Source organism: Bradyrhizobium huanghuaihaiense, assembly GCF_025200885.1.
Lineage (GTDB): Bacteria > Pseudomonadota > Alphaproteobacteria > Rhizobiales > Xanthobacteraceae > Bradyrhizobium > Bradyrhizobium huanghuaihaiense.
Genome location: NZ_CP104172.1, coordinates 9049927 through 9073512, shown reverse-complemented (window position 1 = coordinate 9073512; position 23586 = coordinate 9049927). Strand labels below are relative to the sequence as shown.

Sequence of the window (23586 nt, the reverse complement as noted above, 5' to 3'; positions counted from 1 at the left end):
TAAGTCTTGAGTTCGGAAGGAGCGGCCTTTACGGTCGCGCCGGGGTTTCAGGGACCCCAATAGACGAAAAAACCCAAGAGACTCAAAGAGCTGTCTCAAAGGGCAAACAGGGCTGCGTAAGCGGTGGTCAAGATCTACAAAATCTGTCCGGCCTCGGCCTGGCGCGAGGCGGAACGGCACGGCGTGTACCAGGGCAGCGCGGACGATTCGCGCGACGGCTTCATTCATTTCTCGACGGCCGCCCAGGTTCCCGAAACCCTGCGCAAGCACTTCGCCGGGCAGCGGGCGCTGTTCCTGGTCGAGGTCGACGGCGATGCGCTGGGCAGCGAGCTGCGCTGGGAGCGCTCGCGCAATGAGGAGCTGTTTCCGCACCTCTATGGCGAGCTCGATCTCGGCGCTGTCATCTCGGTGCTGAACCTCAACATGCGCTCCGACGGCAGCCACGATGTTCCGGAGCTCGCGCCGTGATCCGCGCTTTCGACGCCTTCTCGCTGCCGGTGCTGCGCTGGCTCGATCCGGAGGATGCGCATCGCCTGGCGATCCAGGGCCTGCGCTTCCTGCCGCCGGTCAAGCCGCGCGCTGACGATCCCAAGCTTGCGGTCCGCGCCTTCGGCCTCAATTTCCCAAATCCGATCGGCATGGCCGCAGGGTTCGACAAGAGTGCCGAGGTGCCGGATGCGCTGCTGCGGCTCGGTTTCGGCTTCGTCGAGATCGGCTCGGTGACGCCGAAGCCGCAAGCCGGCAATCCGCGGCCGCGCCTGTTCCGGCTCGAGCGCGACGAAGCCGTCATCAACCGCATGGGTTTCAACAATGACGGCGCGGACGTCGCGTTGCGACGGCTCGCCGCCCGCGCGCAGCACGGCGGCATCGTCGGCGTCAATGTCGGTGCCAACAAGGATTCGCCGGACCGCGTTGCCGACTACGTCAAGCTGATCGAGACCTTTGCGCCGGTCGCGAGCTATTTCACCGTCAACGTCTCCTCGCCGAACACGCCGGGCCTGCGTAACTTGCAGGAAGGCGCGCTGCTCGACGACCTCCTCGCGCGGGTGATCGATGCGCGCGAGCGTGTCAGGCAGAAGGCCGGCGACACGCCGGTGCTGCTCAAGATCGCGCCTGACTTGAGCCTCGGCCAGCTCGACGATGTCGTGCAGGTCGCGCGCTCGCGCAAGGTCGACGGCATGATCGTGTCGAACACGACGATCGCGCGGCCGAGCACGCTGCGCGAGGAGACGCGGGCCAAGGAGCAGGGCGGCCTGTCAGGCCGGCCGCTGTTCCGCCTCTCGACGCGGATGGTCGCGGAGACCTATGTGCGGGTCGAAGGCGCGTTCCCCCTGGTCGGCGTCGGCGGCGTCGATTCCGGCGGTGCGGCGCTGACCAAGATCCGCGCCGGCGCCAGCCTGATCCAGCTCTATTCGTCGCTGGTCTACAAGGGCCTCGGCCTCGTCGAGGAGATCAAGCGCGATCTCACCTCGACATTGCTGCGCACGGGCCGCGATTCGCTTTCCGAAATCTTGGGCTCCGATGCGGCGACGCTGACCGCGGAAGACTGGCCGGGGATGTAGCTCTCGTGCCCCGGACGCAGCGCAGCGCGCCGCCTTCGGCGTGATGCGGCTGCAGAGCCGGGGCCCATGTGATAACGCTCTGGGTCCCCGCTCTGCGCAGCAGCGTTTCACGCTGCAGCGCGCCCGGGACACGCCTGTCATTGCAGGCCCCGTAGCCCGGATGGAGCGTAGCGTAATCCGGGAGTCTGTCCGCGGGCACGAGAACCCCGGATTTCGCTGCGCTCCATCCGGGCTACGATTCTTCTACGGCTTCGCGAACGTCGCCCGATACAGCGCCGGATACCTTGCGCCCTGCAAACCACCACGCGCAACGTAGAACGCGATCAGCGCGCACCACAGCCCGGCATTGCCGAACGACTGCAGCGACAGCCAGACGCCGAAGAAGATCGCGAGCGATATCAGCATCAGGTTGCGCATCTCGCGCGCCCAGGTCGCGCCGACAAAGATACCGTCGAAGCCGAACGCGAACACGCCGGGGATGGGCGCAAGCACGATGAACGGCAGGAAATCGCGCGCGGCGCGGCGGACGTCCTCGCTCGCCGTCATGAAATTGATGATATCAGGCCCGAACAGCGCGAACAGCACCGCGACGACCAGCGCGAAGCCGAGTCCCCACAGCAGCACCAGCCGGGTCGAATTCGAGAAGCCATTCGCATCGCGCGCGCCAAAGGTGCGGCCGCAGAGCTGCTGGGCCGCATTGGCGAGGCCGTCGAGGAAGAAGGCGCTGACCAGGAGGAAATTGTTGAGCACGGAGTTCGCGGCAAGCGTGACGTCGCCGGCGCGCGCGCCCTTGGCGGTGAAGAACAGGAATACGGCGATCAGCGCCGCGGTGCGGATCAGGATGTCGGTGTTGACCGCCAGCAGCCGCATCAGCTTTGCGCGATCGAACAGCGTTGCGCGGGGCACTTTGAAGCCGCCGGCGGCATGGCGATGGCAGACGATCACGCCGAGCACGAATCCGATTGTCTCCGACAGCAGTGCCGCGATCGCCGCGCCCGCGATGCCGGTGTCGTAGACCAGCACCAGCAAAATCGTCGCCGCCATGTTGATGAGGTTGATGACGACCTGCAGCAGCAGCGCCGGATTGGCGCGGGCCTGTCCCACCAGCCAGCCGAGGATGACGTAATTGGCGAAGGCGAAGGGCGACGACCAGATCCGGATCATGAAATAGGTCTTTGCCGCCCGCGTCACGCCTGCGCTGCCGCCCATCAGGTCGAACAGCACGGCAGCCAGCGGCAATTGCAGCGCGATCAGCGCCGCGCCGATCAGGCCGGCGACGATGAAGCCGCGCACCAGGATCACGGTCTGCTCGCGCGTCTCGCCCGCGCCGAGTGCCTGCGCGGTGAAGGCCAGCGTGCTCATGCGCAGGAAGCCGAACAGCCAGAACAGGCAATCGAAGATCACGGAAGCCATTGCGACGCCGCCGAGCAGGGCGGCATCGTCGAGCCGGCCGATCGCGGTGGTCGAGACCACGCCGATCAGCGGCGTCGTGAGGTTCGCGACCATCGCGGGACCGGCGATAGCGAACACCTGGCGGGAGCCGATTTTGAGTTGAACAGGCGCGTGCATGTCAGAACACGAGCACCATGCCGTCTTCGGCGGCGAGGTGCGGCACGTCGTCCAGGCGCGACAGCATGTCGTCGCTCATATGGGTGAGGACGAGGCGTTTTGCGCCGATTGCTGGCAAATGCTGTTCCAAGGTCTTCAAGCTGAGATGGTTCTTGACCACCTTCTCGTACATATAGGCTTCGGCGATGAAAAGGTCCGCGCCATGCGCCAGCGGAATGAGCGTCTCCGTCCATTCGGTGTCGGCGCTGTAGGCGAGCGTGCGGCCCTCGGCCTCGACGCGGTAGGCGAGGAAGGGACCGCCGGATTCGCCGTGCACGACGGGGTAGGGTGTCACGGTCACCCCGTCGAAGCTTCGGACCTGCCCGGGCGTAAGCTCGACGACGTCGAGCTCGAAGCGCTGTTTTGTCTGCGAGGAATGCTCGAACAGCGCTTCCATCACCTGGACGAGCCGCGTCTCGATGCCTTGCGGGCCCGCGATCGTCAGCGGCCGCGTCCGCCGCGAGAATTGCGCGTCGAGCAGGACAAACGGCAGGCCGGCAAAATGGTCGCCGTGGAAATGCGTGATGAGAACGAGATCGATGTCGCCCCGCTCGATCTCGAGCCGCTTCAGCGCCGGCAGGGCCGACGCACCGCAATCGATCAGGAAGTTGGCCGCGCGCCCCGAGACATGGAAGCAGGTGTTGAGCCTGCCGCCGGAGCCGAAGGCGTCGCCGCAGCCGACGAAACGCAGTTGCATCGGCTGCGCACTCCCTGAATCACGTACTTACCGGCCGCGCGGCGCGCCGAACACGCGCGAGAGCAGCCAGATCGGGATCACGATGACCGCGCCGAGCAGGAAGTAGCGCCACAGCCAGTTGATGGTATCGAAGCCGAGATCCCACAGACGCTGGAACAACAGGCGGATGCTGTAGATGATATTCCAGGGATCGAAGCCGATCGCGGCGAGCACGACGCCGACCAGGATCGAGAGCAGGACCAGGCGGAACGCGACCGCCAGCGGCGAGCCGCCGAGAAAGCGGTTCAGGCCGTCGCTGCGGCCGGCCGGCAAATCTCTGACGTCTTGGACCATCGCAAACTCCTCGGGCGGATTCGACCCCATTATAGGGCACGGCGGGGGACATGGGGAACCCGTGGCGGGGCGTCAATCGGGTTACGGGAGTTTAATTCGGGCGGTGCGAACCGCGGGCTGGCTGCAACCTCTCCCGCTTGCGGGAGAGGTCGCGCCGAAGGCGCGGGTGAGGGCTCTCGCCTCTGGGGGAGTGTCCCAATGTGGAGACACCCTCTCCCCAACCCTCTCCCGCAAGCGGGAGAGGGAGCGCACCTGTTTACACCTCAATCTCCGCCGGCTCCGCTTTCAACATCCTCTCCAGCGTCTCCAGCCGATCCGCCTCCCGCGGCGGCTTGTCCCAGCGCAGGCGGCTGATGCGGGGAAAGCGCATGGCGATGCCGGACTTGTGCCGCGGCGAGCGCTGCAGGCCTTCGAAGGCGACCTCCAGCACCAGCCCCTTGTCGCCCTCGTGCACGACATGGCGCACGGGACCGAATTTTTCGGTGGTGTTGCGGCGGACGAAGCGGTCGATCTGCAACAGCTCCTCGTCGGTGAAGCCGAAATAGGCTTTGCCGACCGGCACCAGCTCGTCGCCGGCATTGCCTGAGGTCCAGACGCCAAAGGTGTAGTCGGAATAATAGGACGAGCGCTTGCCGTGGCCGCGCTGCGCATACATCAGCACGGCATCGATGATGTGCGGATCGCGCTTCCATTTCCACCACTGGCCCTTCGGCCGCCCCGGCAGATAAGGCGCATCGCGCCTCTTCAGCATCACGCCCTCGACGGCGTCCGCGTCCTCGCCGGCGCCGGCACTCGCGGGATCGGCGCGCGCCGCGGTCAGCGCCTCCCAGCTCGCGAAGGGAACGGTGGGCGACAGATCGATGCGGGGATCGCCAAGCTTCCTGACGAATGTCTCCAGCCGTTCGCGCCGCTCCGCGAACGGCAGCTCGCGCAGATCATTCTCGTCATCACCGAGCAGATCGTAGGCGCGCAGGTGAATCGGAAACTCCTTGATCAGCTTCGGCGAGACGACTTTGCGGTTGAGGCGCTGTTGCAGGACGTTGAAACTCTGCACGCGGCCTTCACGCAGGATCAGCAGCTCGCCGTCGATCGCGCCTGGCAGCCGCAGCGACGGAACGAGATCCGGAAAGCTGCCGGTGATGTCCTCGCCGGTGCGCGAATAGAGCCGCGCCGTGATGTGGCCGCGCTCGTCCCGGCCGGCGACCGCCTGCACGCGGATACCGTCCCATTTCCATTCGGCGATGTAGTCGGCGGGATCGAGTGCAGCGAAATCCGCATCCTCGATTGCATGCGCCAGCATCACCGGCCGGAACGGCGCGGGATCGCGATTGACAGGCTTTTCGCCGCGGCCTTCCAGCCAGGCGAACAGGTCGAGATAAGGTGGGCTGAGTCCCGGCCAGATCAGCTCGATCTCGTGCGGATCCTTGTCGCCGAGCGCGGCGGCCGCAGTCTTGGCGAGGCGCGCGGAGATACCGATCCGCAGCGCCCCGGTAACGAGCTTCAGGAGGGCCCAGCGGCCGGTCTCGTCGAGCTCGTCGAGCCAGCGTTCGAGCTGCTTCGGCAACTCGGTCTTGCCGAGCGTGCGCAGCGTGGTGACGACCTCGGTGAGGGTTGGGGGAGGCGGATTGTTGTGGGCGGCGAGTTCGGCCTTCGGCCACATCAGCGCCACCGTCTCCGAGAGATCGCCGACATAGTCATAGCTCAACCCGAACAGCACCTCATCGGTTCGCGCCGCGATCAGATCGCGGATCAGCGCCGGCTTGGCGTGCTTGAAGCTGAGCGCGCCGGTCAGCGCGGCCAGCGCATAGCCGCGGTCGGGATCGCCGACCTCGCGGAAATAGCCGGTGATCAGCCGCAGCTTGTTGTTGCGGCCGGGCTCGTAGGCGAGGCGGTCGAGCAATTCGGCGAAGCGGTTCATGCCTCAGTCTCGCCGGCGTCAGGCGTCTCGCTCTCCTCCTCGTCGCCGTAGCCGACGAGATCGAGCGGCTGCGCCTTCAGGCCTTTGCTCCGGCACCAATGCACCAGCGCATCTTCCTGGCCGTGGGTGACCCAGATCTCGCCGGCGCCGGTCGCCGCGATGGTCGTGGTGAGACCATCCCAATCGGCATGATCGGAGATCACCAAAGGCAATTCGACGCCGCCCTGCCGCGCCCGGGCGCGCACGCGCATCCAGCCCGAGGCGAAGGCGGTGACCGGGTCGGGAAAGCGCCGGGCCCAGATATCCGACGTGGCCGACGGTGGTGCCAGCGTGATGGTGCCGGCCAGCGCTGCCTTCTTCATGCCGGCCGCCGGCCTGAGCTCACCCAGTTCGATCCCGCGGCTCTGGTAGTAGGACGTGATCTTCTCCATCGCGCCATGCAGATAGATCGGCGCGTCATAGCCGGCCCGCCGCAGCAGCGCGATCACGCGCTGTGCCTTGCCGAGCGAGTAGGCGCCGACGAGGTGCGCGCGCTCCGGAAACAGCGCGACCGAGGCCAGCAGCTTCTTCACCTCGTCGCTCGCATCGCCATGCCGGAACACCGGCAGGCCGAACGTCGCCTCGGTGATGAAGACGTCGCAGGGCACCAGCTCGAATGGCGTGCAGGTCGGATCTAGCGCGTCCTTGTAGTCGCCGGAGGCGACGATGCAGGTGTCCTTGCACGTCACAGCGATCTGCGCCGAGCCCAGCACGTGGCCGGCCGGGTGGAATTTCACGCGGACGTCGCCGAGGCGGATCTCCTCGCCATAGCGGATGACTTGCGTCGAGCCGGCAAAGTTCTCGCCATAGCGCAGCCGCATCATGTCGAGCGTTTCCTGCGTCGCCAGCACCGCGCCATGGCCGGCGCGGGCATGGTCGGAATGGCCGTGGGTGATCACGGCCCGCTCGACGGGGCGGACAGGGTCGATATGGAAGCCGCCGGGCTTGCAGCACAGGCCGGCAGCAGCTGGCAGCAGGATCTCTTGCGGACGCATGGACGTCATATAGGCAGCGGTGCCCCGATATTCACCCGTCACGCGCAGGCTTGCCGTCTCCGCTAGGCTTCGCCGGCCCGATGGTGTAAAAGCCCGCCGAAGCCATTTGGCGGAGGCGGGACCCGCGCATCCATCGCCCTAAACAGTTCCTTTTTTGATGGATTGCCGGGTCAGGCCCGGCAATGACGAGTGTTGGTTCCTCAATGCCGCTCCGCCTGTTCCTGACCTCCGGCGATCTCATGGCCGACCGCCGTTTCGAGTTCGCGCGCGACCTCCAGCTCAAGGGCGATCTGCCCGCCGCCGCGGACCTGATCGAGCAGGCGATCGAGCTCGCACCTGATTTCACCTCGGCCTGGTTCACGCTCGGCGAGATCCGTCAGCAGCTCGGCGAGCGCGACAAGGCCATCGCGGCGTTCCGCAAGGCGCGCGAGTCCGACCCCGAAGACCAGCACGGCGCCGGCCTGCATCTGATGCGGCTCGGCGATGCGCAAGTTGCGGAGATGCCCAAGGCCTATGTCCAGGCGCTGTTCGATCAATACGCGCCGCGCTTCGAGCACGCGCTGATCAACGATCTCGGCTATCGCGCCCCCGCGCTGATCTTCAAGGCGGTGCTGGCCGCGCGCGTCACCGCGAAGAAGCCGGCCTTCTTCAAGCGCACCATCGATCTCGGCTGCGGCACCGGGCTTGCAGCCGCCGCCTTCGCCAAGCAGGTCGACCATTTCATCGGCATCGACCTGTCGCCCGGCATGATCAAGGAAGCGCGCGCGACGAACCTCTATGCCGAGCTCGAAGTTGCCGACATGATCGAGGGCCTGCGCACGAAGAGTGACGGATGCGCGAACCTCGTCGTCGCCGCGGACGCGTTCGTCTATCTCTCCGACCTCGCGCCGGTGCTGACCGAAGCCGAACGCGTGCTCGTGTCAGGCGGCGTGCTCGCCTTCACGCTGGAGACGCATGACGGCACCGGCATCGTGCTCGGCGAAGGCCTGCGCTATGCCCATTCGGCGGAATATGTCCGCGGTGCCATCGCGAAAGCCGGGCTCAAGCTGTTGACGCTGGAGCCGGCCTCGCCGCGCAACGAGAACAACGAGCCGGTGCGCGGTCTCGTCGTCGTCGCCGAGAAAACTTGAGTCTAGGCGCTAATTTACGCTGATTTGAGCGTCATTGCGTCGCAAAGCGACGACTTCCTACTTGCGAGCCGAGCTGCGATGTCAGCACAATGCGCGCATCAGGGAGAAACAAATAATGACAAAGAATCCATCGCGGCGCGATTTCAGCGCCGGTGCGCTCGCCACCATTGCAGCATCCACATTGCCCGCGCCCTACGTCTGGGCCGCGGAGAAGAAATACGATGCGGGTGCCAGCGACACCGAGATCAAGATCGGGCAGACCGTGCCGCATTCCGGCCCCGGCTCGCTCTACGGCGTGCTCGGGCGCGTCGGCGAAGCCTATTTCCAGATGCTGAACGAGAAGGGCGGCATCAACGGACGCAAGGTCAAGTTCCTCACCATGGACGACGCCTACAGCGCGCCGAAATGCGTCGAGGCGACGCGGCGCCTCGTCGAGCAGGAGGAAGTTCTCGCGCTCTACGGCTCGCTCGGCACCGCGCCGCAGACCGCCGTGCACAAATACCTGAACTCCAAGGGCGTGCCGCAGCTCCTGCTCAACACCGGCGCGTCGAAGTGGAACAACCCGAAAGAGTTCAAATGGACCATGGCGGGCCTGCCGCTCTATCCGACCGAGGCGCGCATCCTGGCGCGGCACGTCGTCGCCGTGAAGCCGAATGCGAAGATCGGCATCCTCTACCAGAACGACGATTTCGGCCGCGACTTCCTCGGTCCCTTCAAGAAGGTGCTGGCGGATGCCGGCGGCACGGCGCAGGTGATCATGGAGCAGACCTACGATCTCACCGAGCCGACCGTCGATTCCCAGCTCATCAATCTCTCCAAGTCGGGCGCCGACGTCTTCTACAACATCTCGACCGGCAAGGCCTCGTCGCAGTCGATCCGCAAAGTGGCCGAGCTCGGCTGGAAGCCGCTGCAGCTTCTGTCCGCAGGCTCCACGGGCCGCTCGATCCTCAACGCCCCCGGCCTTGAGAACGCCACCGGCAACGTCGCCATCCGCTACAACAAGGAGGTCGGCCTGCCCAAATGGGAGAAGGACCCCGACGTGATGGCGTTCGAGGAGCTGCGCAAGAAGTACACGCCGGCCATCGACCCCGACAACACCATCGCCTTTGCCGGATACGGCCAGGCCGTGACCATGGGCGAGATCCTGCGCCGCTGCGGCGACGACCTCACCCGCGCCAACGTCTTGAAGCAGGCGTCCACGCTCGCCGGCTTCCACTCGCCCTATTTCCTCGACGGCGTCACCTACAGCTACACCCCCGAGGACTACACGCCGATGAAGACGCTGTTCATCTCCACCTTTACCGGCAAGGATTGGGACATCTCCGACAAGCCGATGTCGGAGTAGGGACTCTCGGCAATCGAGATGCCGTAGGGTGGGCAAAGCGAAGCGTGCCCACCACCTTTTCCGGTCAGAGAGAGATGGTGGGCACGGCGCGATGCGCCTTTGCCCACCCTACGGGAGCTCGTCGTGGCTCCCACCCCCTCGACGAACCCACCCCCACGGCTTACCTCTTATGCCGTGCCGCCCCGCATCCTCAAAATCCCGGCCGAGCCGGCCACGCTGCTGCCCGACCGCTTCAACGCGTGGTTCGCGGCCCGCGGCTGGTCGCCGCGTGAGCATCAGCTCGCGCTGCTGGAGAAGGCACGCGAGGACGCCAGCGCGCTCCTGATCGCGCCGACCGGCGCCGGCAAAACGCTGGCCGGGTTTCTGCCGACGCTGGTGGAGCTGTCGACGCCGACGGTCGAGCGCAACGCCGGCGCCAAGCAAAACCTCGTCTCCACCGGTCGTTCCGTGCAGCGCGCCGGCGGCCTGCACACCCTCTACATCTCGCCGCTGAAGGCGCTCGCCGTCGACATCGCGCGCAACCTCGAGCGCCCCGTTGCCGAGATGGGCCTGCCGATCAAGATCGAGACCCGCACCGGCGACACGCCGGTGTCGCGGCGCCAGCGCCAGCGGCGCTATCCGCCCGACATCCTGCTGACGACGCCGGAACAGCTCGCGCTGCTGCTGTCCTCCGACGACGCGCCGTTCCTGTTCTCCTCCTTGAAGCGCATCGTGCTCGACGAGCTGCACGCGCTGGTCACGTCCAAGCGCGGCGATCTGCTCTCGCTCGGCCTTGCGCGGCTGTGGCGCCTCGCGCCGCAGATGCGCGCGATTGGCCTGTCGGCGACGGTGGCCGAGCCGGAGCAGCTGGCGCGCTTCCTGGTGCCGCAGGCTGAAGGTAAGGAAGTCGCCGCCGACATCGTCGTCGCCGGCGGCGCCGCGCCGCCGGAGGTCGAGATGCTGGACACGCGCGAGCGGCTGCCCTGGGCCGGCCACAGTGCGCGCCATGCGCTCCCCGAGATCTACGAGCTGATCAAGGCCAACAAGACCACGCTGGTCTTCGTCAACACCCGCAGCCAGGCCGAGATGCTGTTCCAGAATCTCTGGAGCATGAACGACGATGGCCTCGCGATCGCGCTGCATCACGGCTCGCTCGACGTCGCCCAGCGCCGCAAGGTCGAGGACGCGATGTCGGCGGGACGCCTGCGCGGCGTGGTCTGCACCTCCTCGCTCGACCTCGGCGTCGACTGGGGCGACGTCGATCTCGTCGTCAATATCGGTGCGCCCAAGGGCTCCTCGCGCCTGATGCAGCGCATCGGCCGCGCCAATCACCGCCTCGACGAAGCCTCGCGCGCGGTGCTGGTGCCGGCCAACCGCTTCGAGGTGCTGGAATGCCGCGTCGCCATCGACGCCATCGCCGAGAATGCGCAGGACACGCCGCCGCTGCGTACCGGCGCGCTCGACGTGCTCGCCCAGCACGTGCTCGGCTGCGCCTGCGGCGAGCCGTTCTTCAGCGACGAGCTCTACAAGGAGGTCCGCACCGCCGCGCCCTACGCAAACCTGTCGCGGCAGGATTTCGACGACGTCGTCGATTTCGTGGCGTCCGGCGGCTATGCGCTGAAGACCTATGAGCGCTTCGCCCGCATCAAGCAGGACAAGGAGGGCCGCTGGCGCGTCGCCAATCCGAAGGTGCGGCAGAGCTACCGGATGAATGTCGGCACCATCGTCGAGGACGACATGCTCAAGGTTCGCCTGGTGCGCTCGCGCGGCGGCGGTGCGGGAAAAGCAGGCGGATCGACCGGTGTGATCGCGCGCGGCGGCCGGTTGCTCGGCGAGATCGAGGAAGCTTTCATCGAGGGCCTCAGCCCCGGCGACACCTTCGTGTTCAGCGGCGAGGTGGTGCGCTACGAAACCCTGGTCGAGGACCAGGTCTATGTCTCGCGCGCGAACGACAAGGATCCGAAGGTGCCGTCCTATATGGGCGGCAAGTTTCCGCTCTCGACCTATCTTGCCGAGCGGGTGCGCCGCCTGCTCGACGACGGCCGCGCGTGGGGCGGCTTGCCGGAGCAGGTGCGCGACTGGCTCTCGCTGCAAAAGGATGTCTCGCGCGTGCCCGCGGTGCGCGAGCTTCTCGTTGAGAGCTTTCCGCGCGCCAACAAGCATTATCTGGTCTGCTATCCCTTCGAGGGGCGTCTCGCGCACCAGACGCTCGGCATGCTGCTGACGCGCCGGCTGGAGCGCTCCCGCGCGCGGCCGCTCGGCTTCGTCGCCAACGAATATGCGGTGGCGATCTGGGGGCTCGGCGATCTCTCCTTCATGATCCGCGACGGCCGGATCGACCTCAACGCGCTGTTCGACCCCGACATGCTCGGCGACGATCTCGAAGCCTGGCTCGCCGAATCCGCGCTGATGAAGCGCACCTTCCGCAACTGCGCCATCATCTCCGGCCTGATCGCGCGCCGCCACACCGGAGAGGAGAAGAGCCGCCGCCAGGTGCTGTTCTCGACCGACCTCGTCTACGACGTGCTGCGCAAGCACCAGGCCGATCACGTCCTGCTGCGCGCCGCGCGCGCCGATGCCGCCACCGGCCTGCTCGATCTGCGCCGCCTGGGGGACATGCTCGCCCGCATCCACGGCCGTATCACGCACCGGGAACTCGACCGTGTCTCCCCGCTCGCCGTCCCCGTGATGCTGGAAATCGGCCGCGAGTCAGTTTATGGCGAAGCTGCAGACGAGCTGTTGGCGGAAGCCGCCGACGAGCTGGTCAAAGAGGCGATGGATAGAAGCGGGTAGGACGTGACGGCAGGCGCGCTGGTTTCAGGAGATGACGAGGACATGCGCGTTTCCAGAGTCACCATCAGCGATGTGACCTTCGCGGCCGATCTCTCGGGCGCGCTGTACTGGGAAGAGCAGCGCCTGCTCGTCGTCTCCGACCTGCATCTCGAAAAAGGTTCGAGCTTCGCCACCCGCGGCGTGCTGCTGCCGCCCTACGATACCATCGCGACGCTTGGCCGGCTCGCTGCTGTCATCTCCCGCCATGATCCTCGCGTGATCATCGCGCTCGGCGACAGTTTTCACGATCGCACCGCGCATGAGCGCCTGTCAGCCGCGGACCGCGACACTGTGGCCGCGCTCCAGAGCGGCCGTGACTGGATCTGGATCTCGGGCAATCACGATCCGATGCTGCCGCGCGATCTCGGCGGCACCATTGCCGACGAGGTCGCGATCGGGCCGATCACCTTCCGTCACGAGCCGACCGGCGCGCATGGCGAGATCGCCGGGCATCTGCATCCGAAGGCCCGCATCTCCGCGCGCGGAAGGTCGATGGAGCGCCGCTGCTTCGCCAGTGACGGAATGCGCGCCGTGATGCCGGCCTTCGGCGCCTATGCCGGCGGCCTCAGCATCCGCGATGAAGCGTTCGCAAAAATCTTTCCGAAGAACGGATTTGTCGCGCATCTCCTTGGCGACCGCCGCGTCCACGCGATTGCCGCGTCGCGGTGTTATTGAAACGACGCTTCGTAGGGTGGGTTAGCCCCGCAGATGCGCGAAGCGCATCTGCGCGGCGTAACCCACCGCTATGTTTATCCGCGGAGACAGAAGAGGTGGGTTACGCCTTCGGCTAACCCACCCTACGCATTCGCGTCACGCCGCCTTCGCCTGCACGTTCTCGCAGAACTCCGCCAGCCGGTCCGCGAGCCGCAGCGTCGCGGGGCTCGCGCCCGGCGAGGCCATCAGCGCCACTTCCGTCTTGTTGATAGGCGCAAAGCCGTCCTTCGCCGTCAGCACGCGGTGATCGGACTGGATCGACATCTCGGACAGGATGCTCAGCCCCATGCCGGCGGCGACCGCGGCCTGGATGCCGGCGAGGCTCGACGACGAATAGGACATGTGCCAGGCGCGGCCGGCGGTCTCCAGCGCGTGGATGGCGCCGGCGCGGTAGAGGCAGCCGGTCGGAAAGCCGATCAGCGGCACCGATGGCGCGTCGACGTCGATCGGGTGGCTCTTGCTGGTGACCCAGTGCACCTGCTCCGGCCACACCGCGATCGCGCCCTTCTCGCCGGCCGCGCGCTTGTAGAGTGCGAGATCGAGCTCGCCGCGTTCGAGATCGCGGGCGAGGTTCTTGCTCTGGTCGGCACGCACGTCGAGCCGCAGGCCAGGGTGCGAGCGCGAGAACGTGCCCAGCAATTTCGCCAGCCGATACGCGGCAAAGTCCTCGGGGATGCCGAGCCGGATCGCGCCTTCGCCGCCCGGCTGGCGCAGCACGTCGCGCGCTTCCTCCGCAAGCGACAGCAGCCGCCGCGCATAGGACAATAGCCGCTCGCCGGCTTCAGTGGGGCGGACATCCTTGCCGTCGCGATGCAGCAGCACCTGGCCGACATCCTCCTCCAGCCGCTTGATCTGCTGGCTCACGGTCGATTGCGTGCGGTGGACGCGCTCGCCGGCGCGGGTGAAGCCGCCGGCCTCGACCACCGAGACGAAGCTGCGCAGAAGCTCGAGATCGAGCATTGGCTCCCTCCATTCGAAAATCCACTGATGGGAAGTTAATCATTTAATTTCCAAATGGCAAGCCGCGTCCCTAGATCGAGGGTCAGGAGAATGCCCTCATGTCGCTCGCCACCTCGCTTCCCGCTCCGCGCAGCCGCTTCAACACGCTGCCGCTCGCCATCGGCCTGTTCTGCCTGCTCTGGAGCTATGCCTTCGTCGCCGGCAAGATCGGCGTCACCCATTGCCCGCCGCTGATCCTGCTCGCCGCGCGCTTCTCGCTCGCCGGCATCCTGATCCTGGGCGCGACGCTGATCCGTGGCGAGGCCTGGTCGCTGTCCTGGCGCGACGTCGCGATCTTCGCGGTGCTCGGCATCGCCAACAACGCGCTCTATCTCGGGCTCGGCTACACCGGGCTGCAATCGGTCTCGGCCGGTCTCGGCGGCCTGATCGTCTCGGCCAATCCGGTGTTCACGGCGGCGCTCGCAACGCTGCTGCTCGGCGAAGGCATGACCTGGCGCAAGGCGGCTGGCCTTCTGCTCGGCGTCATCGGCGTGACCGCGATCGTCTGGCATCGCCTGTCGGTCGGCACCGACTCTGCTCACGGCATCGTCTTCACGCTGGCTTCGCTGGCCTCGATCGTCGCCGGCACGATTTTGTTCAAGCTGCTGGCGCCCAAAGGTTCCCTGTGGATCGGCAACGGCGTGCAGAACCTCGCCGCCGGCATCGTGCTGACGCCGGTCGCGCTGACCTTCGCCGACATCCACGCGATCGACTTCACGCCGAGCCTGATCGGCGCCTTCGCCTTCCTCGTGCTCGGCGGCTCGATCCTCGCCTATTGGCTCTGGTTTCACCTGCTGAAAGTGTGCGGCGCCACCGCCGCCAGCGCCTATCACTTCCTGATGCCGCCGCTCGGCATGCTGTTCGCGTACATCGTGCTCGGCGAGCATGTCGAGGCGCGCGACCTGCTCGGGATCATTCCGGTCGCGCTCGGCATTTATCTCGTGACGCGGCCGGCGAAGGCGGGGGCGTAAGAGGAGTTCCCATGCCCATTTCCATCACGTTGATCGGCGGCCCCACCGCGCTGATCGAGATCGACGGATTTCGCCTGCTCACCGATCCCACCTTCGATGCGCCCGGCGCCTACCAGCTGCCGCATGTGAAGCTGGAGAAGACGATCGGTCCCGCGATGAAGGCCGATGCGATCGGTCCGATCGATGCGGTGCTGCTCAGCCACGACCAGCATTCGGACAATCTCGACAATTCCGGCCGCGACTATCTGCTGAAAGCGCCGCGCGCATTGACGACGGAAGCCGGCGCAAAGCGTCTCGGCGGCCGTGTCGAGGGGCTCGCGCCCTGGGCGACCGCGCATCTGAAGGACGACGATGGTCATTCGCTGACTATCACCGCGACGCCGGCGCGCCATGGCCCGGCCGGTATCGAGCCGCTGTCGGGCGACGTCATCGGCTTCGTGGTGCAGTCGAGCCGCAAGGATACGCGTCCCATCTATATCAGCGGGGACACCACCTGGTTCGACGGCGTTGCTGAAGTGGCGCGCCGCTTCAAATGCGGCGTGGTGCTGCCGTTCGCGGGCGCTGCGCAAACCCGCGGACCGTTCCACCTCACCATGGACACCAACGACACCATCGAAACCGCGCGTGCATTCCCCGATGCGATGATCGTGCCCGTGCACACCGAAGGTTGGGCGCATTTCCGCCAGAACGGCGAGGATCTGCGCAAAACGTTCGATGCGCTCGGCTTCGGGACAAGGTTGCGATTGCTGGAGCCGGGCGTGCCGACGGTGATCGAGGCGCCGTGATCGCGCTACATCGTCATTGCGAGCGCAGCGAAGCAATCCAGTCCGCTACCGCGGAGAGACTCTGGATTGCTTCGCTTCGCTCGCAATGACGGAGTACGCGGCTAGTCTTTTCTGAACACGATCGACGCCATCCAGCCCGTCATCAGCGCCATCGCCACCGTGGCGAGGCCGTAGACGAACCCGTTCTGCCTTGCCGTCGTCGCGACGAACTGCTCGAAGCCGACCTTGACGATCTCGAAGGCGGTCTCGGTCTTGGTAACAAGCGCGCCGTTCGCGAACAGCTTGATCTCGACCTCATAGGTGCCGATCGGCACCTCCGCCGGCAGCGGAATGCCGGTGCGGAAAAGTGTCGGCGTCAGGAACGTCACCGCGCTCGGATCTTCGCGATAGAGCCCGCGCTGGGTGCGCAGGCGGATGAAGGCCGAGCGGAACGCGTCGTTCGGCACCACGTCGGCAAAGTCGCCGCTGACCCGCTGCGTCAGCCGCACGTTGTTCAGGCCGATCTGCTGCCGCCGCGCGATCTCAGGCGAGGTGATGGCATCGAACGGGCGGTTGGCGAACAGCGCCAGATAGCTCGGCACCTGCAGGAACTGCCGGTAGTCGGTGTTGATCCAGATGCCGAAGGTGCGTTCTTTCCGCCGCGTCACCATGTCGGCGCGCGGGCCCATCACGGTGACCACGAGATCGTAGGCGGTGCGGTCGGCGGGCGTGGTCGCGTCCTTCTCCACCGAGCCGAACAGCACCAGCTCCTCGCCGGAATAATTCGGCGTCACCGTGACGCGATGATTGGAGACCGACACGATCAGCCGCTCGGCACGCGCGACTGAACCGAGCAGCAGGACCAGAAGGAGGGCGAGGAGCGTGCGCATCATGTGCCCACTCCCAGCTCGCGGATGGTGAAGAGGTCCGCAGGTTGGATCACGAGTTCAATTGCGAAGCGGACGCCGACCGAGAGGATCAAGAGACCCAGCAGCAGCCGAAGCTGCTCGCCGCGGATCTTCTGACCGGCCCGCGCGCCGAACTGCGCGCCGGTGACGCCGCCGACCATCAGGATCAGCGCCAGTACGGCGTCGACCAGGTGATTGGTCACCGCGTGCAGCATGGTCGCGACCAGCATGGTGACGAGGGTGAGGACCATCGAGGTCCCGATCATCGTCGAGGTCGGCACCCTCAAGAGATAGATCATGATCGGCACCAGGATGAAGCCGCCGCCGATGCCCATGATGGCGCCGATGAAGCCGATCACGGTGCCGACGATCAGCACGGGGATGACCGAAAGATAGATCTTCGAGCGCTTGAACCGCATCTTCAGCGGCAGGCCGTGGATCCAGTTGTGCGTGCGCCGCGGCGGCACCGCGCCGCGCCGGGTCCGCATCAGGGCGCGCAGGCCCTCGGAGAACATCAGGCTGCCGACGGTGGTGAGCAGCACGACGTAGGACAGCGCGATCATCAGATCGAGCTGGCCGAGCGCGCGCAGCTGCGTGAAGGTCCACACCCCGAGCGCCGTCCCGGTCACGCCGCCGCATAAGAGAACACTCGCCAGTGCCGGATCGATCGCGCGTCGCCGCCAATAGGTCAGCGCGCCGGAAAACGAGGAGGCCGCGATGTGGCTCGCCACGGAAGCAACCGCAACGGCCGGCGTGATGCCGATGAAGATCAAAAGCGGCGTCATCAGGAAGCCGCCGCCGATTCCGAACATGCCGGAGACGAAGCCGACCGCCGCGCCCATCGCCAGCACCAGGAAGACGTTGACCGGAAGATCGGCGATCGGGAGATAGAGCTGCATCGAGCCTGGTCCGGCGGACGATCAAAGACTGCGGAATGCTCGCGCAGGACGAGCGATTGCCGCGTTCCTCACATAGCCGAAAACGCCGCGCCGCGGGACAACGAATTGAACACGGCGCGGCGTTTTTCGCAACAAACCTGTGCCCTGAGCCGAATTCAAGGCACTGCATCTGCGGCTTCTTTTGCCTGGAAATAGCCCGGCCCGGTTACGGCTCGCGCGAACGGCGTGCCTCCATACACACCTGAACAGCGATGCGGGCGGCGAAGGTCGCGCTAATCGCAGCCAGTGATGCGCCGGACCGCCTTTGTGTACTTCAGGTGAAGCGAGCTGTTAGCCGTGTCCGAAGCGGCATTACGACCCAGCATGCGATCCGAGTCCAGGCATGTCTGGATGTCTTGCTGGATGTGCGAGCACGACCCCAGGGCGTTCTTCTCGGCCTCTTCCTTCGACATTCCAAATCCAACAAACGTCTGTACACGACCGGCCTCGGTGTCGACCGCCGATACAAGAGTGATTTCCGAAATGTAGTAAGACGAGCACGAGGCGGCGAGAGCCTCGGTGGACGTACCCGGCATTCCCAGCCAGAGGACGACCAGCGCGGCCGTCTTCATGTTGGTTCTCTGGTTTGGACAAAGATCGTCTTGCCTGCGGGACCAGTTGAGAACGCCCATCTTTGTGCTCCATTATGGCACCCGAACTGGCGATTGCCGCCATCGAAAGGGGTCCGAAGCGTTGATGCAGATCAACAGCCGAGCATTGTCAGCCCGGGACCATAACCGAGGTAGAGGGACGTGAACGCAGCCTGATCCGCATCGTCCTGACGAAAAGGCCGGGTGACAAGATGAACGAGAATGTCGTCGCTCTTCTCAACCCCATCAAAACGATCAGGGCGCACAAGATCCTGAGTGTCGCGTTTTTGGCTCTCGCGCTGACGTTGATAGCGGTCGTCAACTCATTTCGGTTTTCACCAGATCCGAGCGGAGATGCAAGTTTCATCAACCGCGCCCAGCAGAAGTCCGTACCGGGAATCAAGGTGAGTGCGAGCGCACTCGGAGCGGATGAGAGCGAAAGGAGCTTTGGTGAAAATCTGGCCGGCTACAACATTCAACCCGTCTGGCTGTCGATCGAGAACGAGACCGATGAGGCATTGGCGCTTCTCCCGGTCACCATGGATCCCGATTATTATTCTGCCTATGAGGTCTCCTACAGATTCCACGGCGCTCTGTCATGGTTCGCCAACCGCGCCCGTAACGAATTCTTTCTCAAGCGCCAGATGCCGAGCGAGCTTGCGCCGCACAGCAAGACGACAGGCTTCGTCTACGGGGTTCTGGATGCCGGCATCAAATATGCGCACATCATGATCGTCGGGAAGAGCCGCGTGGAGAGCTTCGACCTTGCGCTGTCGGTTCCAGGGCCGCCGTTTGTCGGCACCAATATTCGGGCCGAGAAACTCTATCCCGGCACGAAGATCGAGGAACTCGATCTTTCGTCATTGCGGGAGAGATTTGCAAACTTCGCCTGCTGTACCAAAGGGCCTGAGGGGAAACGTGATGGTGATCCGCTCAATCTCGTCATCATCGAAAGCAAGCAAGACCCCATCGTCCCTCTTATTGCCCGCGGATGGCACCTTGCCAGACAGCTCGATTTTGCAAGCGCGATCGAGACCGCGCGCGCCTTCCTGCTTCGAGATCCGTATCAGACGTCGCCCGTGAGCCCGCTTTACGTGTTCGGCCGCAGGGAAGACGTCGTCGTTCAGAAAGCCCGGTCCACCATCAATGAGCGCATTCACGCCCGATTTTGGCTGACGCCGTACACCTTCGAGAATCGAAGGGTGTGGGTCGGCCATGTGAGCCGGGATCTTGGTGTCCGCCTGACCGATCAGACATGGAATTTGACCACGCACAAGATCGCGCCCGACGTCGATTTCGATCGGGCCTATTTTCTTCAGGATCTCATCATGTCCGGATTCAGCGAGCGATTCGGTTACGTCAATGGCGTCGGAGCCGCACCACCATCCGCGCCGCGTGCAAATCTGACAGGCGACCCCTATTACACCGATGGATTGCGCGCGGTCATATTCCTGTCGAATCAAATAACGCCGCTCGGCAAGATCGACAGGCTTGCCTGGGAAACGCCGCCGTAGTGCGAGGGACCCTGTTCGCGGAGCGCTATCGCATCGCGCTTCAATGCGCCGCAGAGGCCGAGCGCTTGGCGGCGACCGGCTTCGGCGCGGGCTTCGCGCTTGCCTGCGGCGCGCTGTCCCAGCCGCCGTTCGGTGTCGCGACGTTGACGGCATCATCAGGCTGCGGCTCGGCGCTGAAAGTCTGGATCGCGAGCTTGGCGGCGGCGAGCGACTGCGGGTCGAGGCGCTTGGCGACGTCGTCGCGCTTGCCGGCCGCGTCCGCATCGCCCTGCGCGGCCGCGAGGCTGAACCATTTGTAGGATTCGGCGAGGTTCTGCTCGACGCCGATGCCGCGGGCATAGAGGATGCCGAGGTTGAACTGGCTGTCGGCCACGCCGCGATCGGCGGCCTTGCGGAACCACTGCGCCGCGCTCTTGTAATTGGCGCCGCGTCCGCCGCCGTCGGCATCGAGCACCGCGAGATTGTGCATCGCCTTGGCGTTGCCGCGCTCGGCGGCCTGGGTGTAGTAGCGGCGGGCGATGTCGGCGTCCTTCTTCACGCCGAGACCCTTTTCGTAGAGCGTGCCGAGGCGGAAGGTCGCGGGCACCACGCCGGCCTGCGCCGCGCGGTCGTACCACTTCGCCGCTTCGTCGTAATTCGTGGCGACGCCCTTGCCTTCCGCAAAGCGCAAGCCGATCTCGTAGGCTGCGGTCGCATCGCCCTTCATCGCAGCGGTGCGCAGGGCCGGGCCGCCGATGCCGTCAGGCAGCTTCTCGCTCGGCGGCACCTGGATGAGGCCGAGCCGCGCACGGCTGCTGCCCGACAGCGCGCCGGTGATGTCGCTGCTCGCAGCAGGCGGCACCGTCGCGGCAGGCGCCTGCGGGATTTCAACCGAGGCCGCGCTGCCGGAATTCGCGGGCTGCGTCGGCGCGGCATTGTTCTGCGATTGCCGGCCGATCGGCGTCGGCGAGGTCATCGATGGCGTGATCTGCTCGGGCGCGGCTGGCTTGGTCTCGACCGGCGGTGGCGCGGCCTGCGGTGCCGGTTGGCTCGGAATATCCTGCATCGCCTGCGGCGCGGGCGGCGTGCTGCCGCCCTCGAGCAGGTTCATCGCCATCTTGAAGGTGCCGAGCACGATCACGACCACGCTGGCGCCGACCAGCAGCGAGCGGATTTTTGAGGTGATGGTCGAGCCGCCTTCCTGGCCCTTCTCCTTGGCGCGGGCGATCGCGGCCTTGGCGCCACGGGCCGGCTTCTCGGGCGGCTGCGCGGCGGCAGCTTGCGCCGCGCGGCGCGCGGCCGCGATGAAGCTCGACGACGACACCGGCTCTTTCGGTGCGGCGGGGATTTCGCTGATCGCGCTTTCGGAGGCGGCGATGCGCTCCGAGGGCGTGGCGACGCGGCCGCCCGGCCGCGTGCCCGGCTCGAGCGGATGATCCGGCGGCAATTCCGGCGCGATCGCAGCGCGCGCGGGCGCCGTATGCGGCTCCAGAATCTCGCTGATCGCGCGCGGCGGAACAGGCGGTGGTGTCGGCATCGGCGGCGGCGCGGCGGGCGCAGCGGCATGGAATTCGCGCGGTGCGGCAACGAAGGCGGAGTGCGGCGGCTGCTGTTGCATGGCGGCCGGGTTCGGCAGCTCGGGCTTCGGATCGTATTTCGGCTGCTGCGGTGCTTGCGGCCGCGGCTCGCGCGCCATCGGCGCGGGCTCCATCGGCGCGGCCATCGGCATCGCGGCGGGCATCGGCATCGGCTGCGGCGCAGGGGCCGGCGGCGCGCTGCGCACCGCGCGCAGATCGCCCTCGATCATGGAGAGCCGATCGACGACGTGGCCGAGTGCGCTGTGGACGGCGTCGAGCGAGTCCTGGGTGCTGCGGTTGGTCTCGGCCTGGCTGAAGCGGATGTCGGAGAGCTCGCGCTTGACGAGATCGACCACGCCCGAATCGACTGGCGGCGCGGAGCTGCGGCTCTCGGCGAGCGCCGAATAGGTCGCCTGCTGCCGCTCCAGGTGGCGGAGGATGTCGTGCAGGCCGTCCTCGACGCGGCTCAAGTTGCCGTTGCGCGGATCGGCGGCGGCCTCGATCCGCTCCAAGAGATACGAGACCCGCTGTTCGAGATGCGCGAAGGTCGAGGCGGAATCGTTGCCGACCTGCATGCGGTCGAAGCGGTCCGACAGCGCGCGGATCGCGGCTTCCAGATGCTCGGTGCTCTCGGACGGCTGCGGCCGTTCGCGGGTTTCGAGCGCGGCGGTGAGCGCGGCGATGCGCTGCTCCAGCACAGCAAAGCTGTCGCTGTGGCCGGATGCGCGGGTGATCTGGTCGACCTTGGACGAGAGCAGCTGCACGTCCTCGGACAGCCGGGCCAGAGCCTCGTTGGAGGCGACATTGGAGACGATGCCGCGCAGCGCGGCGATCGCGCCTTCGAGCTGGCGCACCGTCGAGGGATCGTCATTGGCGCGCAGGATCAGGTCGAGCTTGGCGCCGAGATTGCGGATCGCCTCGTCATAGCCGGTGAGCTGCTCGGCCGGCGTCAGCGTGCGCAGCACCTGCTTGATGTCGGACAGCGCGCGCTCGATGCCTGACAGCACCTGGCCGTCGGTGCCGTTGGAGCGGGTCTCGTCGATGCGCCGATGCAGCGAGCGGATCTCGTTCTCGATCGATTCGATCGCGCGCCGCGGCATCGCTTCGGTGATGGCGGCGCGAATTTCGGCAAGCTCGCTGCGGAAGGCATTGATCGCCTGCTCGGTATTGTCCGGCCGCTGCAGCGCTTCGATCTGGCTCGTGATCTTGAGCAGATGGCGCTCGAGCGCCGAGAAATCCGGCCCTGCTTGCGGTGGCGGCGGAGCGTAGGCAGGCGCGTGCGGCGCCATTGGTGCCATGGTCGGCGCGTAATGCGCTGCGGGCGCAATCGACGGTGCGGCGCGTGGCGGCATCTGCCTGGGCGCAAAACCGTCGAGCTCGCTCTGGCGCGCGGTGATCTCGGCGACGGCGACGTCGAACGATGCGGGGCTCAGGGGTGGTGAGCTGCGATAGACTTGAGCTGCCGCGCGCTCGACTGCATCGGCCTGGCGCTGGCGCGCTTCAACGGGCGATGGGGCAGGGGCTGGCCGCGGCGCCTGTTGTTGCTGCGGACGGGAGATTTGCGACAGGCGCGCGTCGAGCCGCGAGATCGCGTCGTTGAGCTGGCGCGCGACGCCCTGCTCGCGCGAAACATCTCTTTCGCGAGAAGAGTCTTGGCGCGGCGCGGGCTTTGAGATCCGTTCGATCTGCTGGGTGATCGCGTCGAGCCGCTGGTGGATGTCGGCGACTTCGCGGCTCTCCTGACTCGGCACGTGCTGCGGACGTTGATCCTGACGCTGGTCGTAAGGTCCGCGAAAGTTCGGCGGCGCAGTCTCGCCGAGCGTGGAGTTGAGCCAATCGTTGAGCGACATGCCCGCGCGACGCGCAGCAGCTTCGGCCCGCTCCCTCACGGATGGATCGATGCCGTCAACACTCCACGATACGCGCGAATTCATGACTCTGTCCGGTTCCGACTCCGGCGCCCCACCCGGCGCCTCCAGCCTCCCCACGCGTGCCGGTTGCAAAGACAATCGAATTTGGCGCGGGTCGTCTGCCTCGAAAACCGACTTTTTCCTGTTACGGTAAATAACGGGTTAAGGAATGCGGCGCGGGTGTCTTAAAGTTGGGCGGCGGGAACCGGGGAGCATGCGCCGCGAAGGTGCGTAGCCCGGATGGAGCGCAGCGCAATCCGGGGCCAGCGGTTCTCGGGGCGAAG

At 66.1% G+C, this 23586-nt stretch carries 19 protein-coding genes; 9 read left to right on the top strand and 10 right to left on the bottom strand.

The annotated features are described in order from the left end of the window. The first annotated feature begins 123 nt into the window (after positions 1-123). Together N2603_RS42330 and N2603_RS42325 are read left to right on the top strand one after the other, a co-directional pair. Positions 124-468, top strand: a complete 345-nt coding sequence (locus N2603_RS42330; RefSeq protein WP_018644940.1) for a DUF952 domain-containing protein — start codon at positions 124-126, stop codon at positions 466-468. Continuing rightward, a complete protein-coding gene (locus N2603_RS42325; protein ID WP_260386854.1) occupies positions 465-1562 on the top strand; it encodes a quinone-dependent dihydroorotate dehydrogenase in 1098 nt (365 codons plus the stop codon). Before N2603_RS42330 ends, N2603_RS42325 begins: the two co-directional genes overlap by 4 nt. Before the next feature lie 243 nt (positions 1563-1805). Here the strand turns inward: N2603_RS42325 and N2603_RS42320 are convergent, their stop codons facing one another. From N2603_RS42320 to N2603_RS42300, 5 genes are all read right to left on the bottom strand, one after another. After that, positions 1806-3131, bottom strand: coding sequence for an MATE family efflux transporter (locus N2603_RS42320; protein ID WP_260386853.1), 1326 nt, complete (start codon positions 3129-3131; stop codon positions 1806-1808). A 1-nt stretch (position 3132) separates the two neighbouring features. Next, positions 3133-3867, bottom strand: coding sequence for an MBL fold metallo-hydrolase (locus N2603_RS42315; protein ID WP_260386852.1), 735 nt, complete (start codon positions 3865-3867; stop codon positions 3133-3135). 27 nt (positions 3868-3894) lie between these two features. Then, complete coding sequence (locus tag N2603_RS42310) at positions 3895-4200, bottom strand: DUF6460 domain-containing protein (protein ID WP_018644944.1); 306 nt, start codon at positions 4198-4200, stop codon at positions 3895-3897. Between the two features lie 256 nt (positions 4201-4456). Next, positions 4457-6118, bottom strand: coding sequence for an ATP-dependent DNA ligase (locus tag N2603_RS42305; RefSeq protein WP_260386851.1), 1662 nt, complete (start codon positions 6116-6118; stop codon positions 4457-4459). Beyond that, on the bottom strand, positions 6115-7152 hold the full coding sequence (locus N2603_RS42300; RefSeq protein WP_260386850.1) for a ligase-associated DNA damage response exonuclease: 1038 nt from the start codon (positions 7150-7152) through the stop codon (positions 6115-6117). Before N2603_RS42300 ends, N2603_RS42305 begins: the two co-directional genes overlap by 4 nt. Positions 7153-7355: 203 nt before the next feature. Here N2603_RS42300 and N2603_RS42295 point away from each other — a divergent pair, with 203 nt between their 5' ends. From N2603_RS42295 to pdeM, 4 genes are all read left to right on the top strand, one after another. Then, complete coding sequence (locus tag N2603_RS42295) at positions 7356-8282, top strand: class I SAM-dependent DNA methyltransferase (protein WP_260386849.1); 927 nt, start codon at positions 7356-7358, stop codon at positions 8280-8282. A 115-nt stretch (positions 8283-8397) separates the two neighbouring features. After that, positions 8398-9627 (top strand): ABC transporter substrate-binding protein, encoded by a 1230-nt coding sequence (locus tag N2603_RS42290; protein ID WP_260386848.1) that lies wholly within the window; start codon positions 8398-8400, stop codon positions 9625-9627. Positions 9628-9801: 174 nt separating this feature from the next. Beyond that, positions 9802-12399, top strand: coding sequence for a ligase-associated DNA damage response DEXH box helicase (locus tag N2603_RS42285; protein ID WP_260424411.1), 2598 nt, complete (start codon positions 9802-9804; stop codon positions 12397-12399). Positions 12400-12441: 42 nt separating this feature from the next. Further along, positions 12442-13113, top strand: a complete 672-nt coding sequence (pdeM, locus tag N2603_RS42280; protein WP_260386847.1) for a ligase-associated DNA damage response endonuclease PdeM — start codon at positions 12442-12444, stop codon at positions 13111-13113. 135 nt (positions 13114-13248) lie between these two features. Here pdeM and N2603_RS42275 read toward each other — a convergent pair whose 3' ends face one another. Then, positions 13249-14112 carry a LysR family transcriptional regulator gene (locus N2603_RS42275; protein ID WP_260386846.1) on the bottom strand — a complete coding sequence of 288 codons (864 nt, stop codon included), beginning with the start codon at positions 14110-14112 and terminating at the stop codon, positions 13249-13251. A 98-nt stretch (positions 14113-14210) separates the two neighbouring features. On the opposite strand from N2603_RS42275, the gene N2603_RS42270 reads away from it, so the two are divergent. Both N2603_RS42270 and N2603_RS42265 read left to right on the top strand, forming a co-directional pair. Next, positions 14211-15122: a DMT family transporter gene (locus N2603_RS42270; RefSeq protein WP_260386845.1), complete on the top strand. Its 912-nt coding sequence runs from the start codon at positions 14211-14213 to the stop codon at positions 15120-15122. An 11-nt stretch (positions 15123-15133) separates the two neighbouring features. Beyond that, positions 15134-15907 carry an MBL fold metallo-hydrolase gene (locus tag N2603_RS42265; protein ID WP_260386844.1) on the top strand — a complete coding sequence of 258 codons (774 nt, stop codon included), beginning with the start codon at positions 15134-15136 and terminating at the stop codon, positions 15905-15907. A 101-nt stretch (positions 15908-16008) separates the two neighbouring features. On the opposite strand, the gene N2603_RS42260 is transcribed toward N2603_RS42265, so the two are convergent. The 3 genes from N2603_RS42260 to N2603_RS42250 form a co-directional block, all read right to left on the bottom strand. Further along, positions 16009-16779: a TIGR02186 family protein gene (locus N2603_RS42260; protein WP_018644954.1), complete on the bottom strand. Its 771-nt coding sequence runs from the start codon at positions 16777-16779 to the stop codon at positions 16009-16011. Continuing rightward, positions 16776-17693 carry a sulfite exporter TauE/SafE family protein gene (locus N2603_RS42255; RefSeq protein WP_260386843.1) on the bottom strand — a complete coding sequence of 306 codons (918 nt, stop codon included), beginning with the start codon at positions 17691-17693 and terminating at the stop codon, positions 16776-16778. Before N2603_RS42255 ends, N2603_RS42260 begins: the two co-directional genes overlap by 4 nt. 272 nt (positions 17694-17965) lie before the next feature. Then, positions 17966-18304, bottom strand: coding sequence for a hypothetical protein (locus N2603_RS42250; RefSeq protein WP_260386842.1), 339 nt, complete (start codon positions 18302-18304; stop codon positions 17966-17968). 230 nt (positions 18305-18534) lie between these two features. On the opposite strand from N2603_RS42250, the gene N2603_RS42245 reads away from it, so the two are divergent. Then, entirely contained in the window at positions 18535-19836 is a 1302-nt protein-coding gene (locus N2603_RS42245) for an LssY C-terminal domain-containing protein (protein WP_260386841.1), read from the top strand. Positions 19837-19876: 40 nt separating this feature from the next. Here N2603_RS42245 and N2603_RS42240 read toward each other — a convergent pair whose 3' ends face one another. Then, positions 19877-23326, bottom strand: a complete 3450-nt coding sequence (locus N2603_RS42240) for a hypothetical protein (RefSeq protein WP_260386840.1) — start codon at positions 23324-23326, stop codon at positions 19877-19879. Between the last annotated feature and the right edge of the window lie 260 nt (positions 23327-23586).

What these genes read in the sequence shown, in the direction of transcription:
- N2603_RS42320 (WP_260386853.1), bottom strand. Translation starts at nt 3,131, where the DNA reads ATGCACGCGCCTGTTCAACTCAAAATCGGCTCCCGCCAGGTGTTCGCT.
- N2603_RS42315 (WP_260386852.1), bottom strand. Translation starts at nt 3,867, where the DNA reads ATGCAACTGCGTTTCGTCGGCTGCGGCGACGCCTTCGGCTCCGGCGGC.
- N2603_RS42310 (WP_018644944.1), bottom strand. Translation starts at nt 4,200, where the DNA reads ATGGTCCAAGACGTCAGAGATTTGCCGGCCGGCCGCAGCGACGGCCTG.
- N2603_RS42305 (WP_260386851.1), bottom strand. Translation starts at nt 6,118, where the DNA reads ATGAACCGCTTCGCCGAATTGCTCGACCGCCTCGCCTACGAGCCCGGC.
- N2603_RS42300 (WP_260386850.1), bottom strand. Translation starts at nt 7,152, where the DNA reads ATGCGTCCGCAAGAGATCCTGCTGCCAGCTGCTGCCGGCCTGTGCTGC.
- N2603_RS42295 (WP_260386849.1), top strand. Translation starts at nt 7,356, where the DNA reads ATGCCGCTCCGCCTGTTCCTGACCTCCGGCGATCTCATGGCCGACCGC.
- N2603_RS42290 (WP_260386848.1), top strand. Translation starts at nt 8,398, where the DNA reads ATGACAAAGAATCCATCGCGGCGCGATTTCAGCGCCGGTGCGCTCGCC.
- pdeM (WP_260386847.1), top strand. Translation starts at nt 12,442, where the DNA reads ATGCGCGTTTCCAGAGTCACCATCAGCGATGTGACCTTCGCGGCCGAT.
- N2603_RS42275 (WP_260386846.1), bottom strand. Translation starts at nt 14,112, where the DNA reads ATGCTCGATCTCGAGCTTCTGCGCAGCTTCGTCTCGGTGGTCGAGGCC.
- N2603_RS42270 (WP_260386845.1), top strand. Translation starts at nt 14,211, where the DNA reads ATGTCGCTCGCCACCTCGCTTCCCGCTCCGCGCAGCCGCTTCAACACG.
- N2603_RS42265 (WP_260386844.1), top strand. Translation starts at nt 15,134, where the DNA reads ATGCCCATTTCCATCACGTTGATCGGCGGCCCCACCGCGCTGATCGAG.
- N2603_RS42260 (WP_018644954.1), bottom strand. Translation starts at nt 16,779, where the DNA reads ATGATGCGCACGCTCCTCGCCCTCCTTCTGGTCCTGCTGCTCGGTTCA.
- N2603_RS42255 (WP_260386843.1), bottom strand. Translation starts at nt 17,693, where the DNA reads ATGCAGCTCTATCTCCCGATCGCCGATCTTCCGGTCAACGTCTTCCTG.
- N2603_RS42250 (WP_260386842.1), bottom strand. Translation starts at nt 18,304, where the DNA reads ATGAAGACGGCCGCGCTGGTCGTCCTCTGGCTGGGAATGCCGGGTACG.
- N2603_RS42245 (WP_260386841.1), top strand. Translation starts at nt 18,535, where the DNA reads ATGAACGAGAATGTCGTCGCTCTTCTCAACCCCATCAAAACGATCAGG.
- N2603_RS42240 (WP_260386840.1), bottom strand. Translation starts at nt 23,326, where the DNA reads ATGAATTCGCGCGTATCGTGGAGTGTTGACGGCATCGATCCATCCGTG.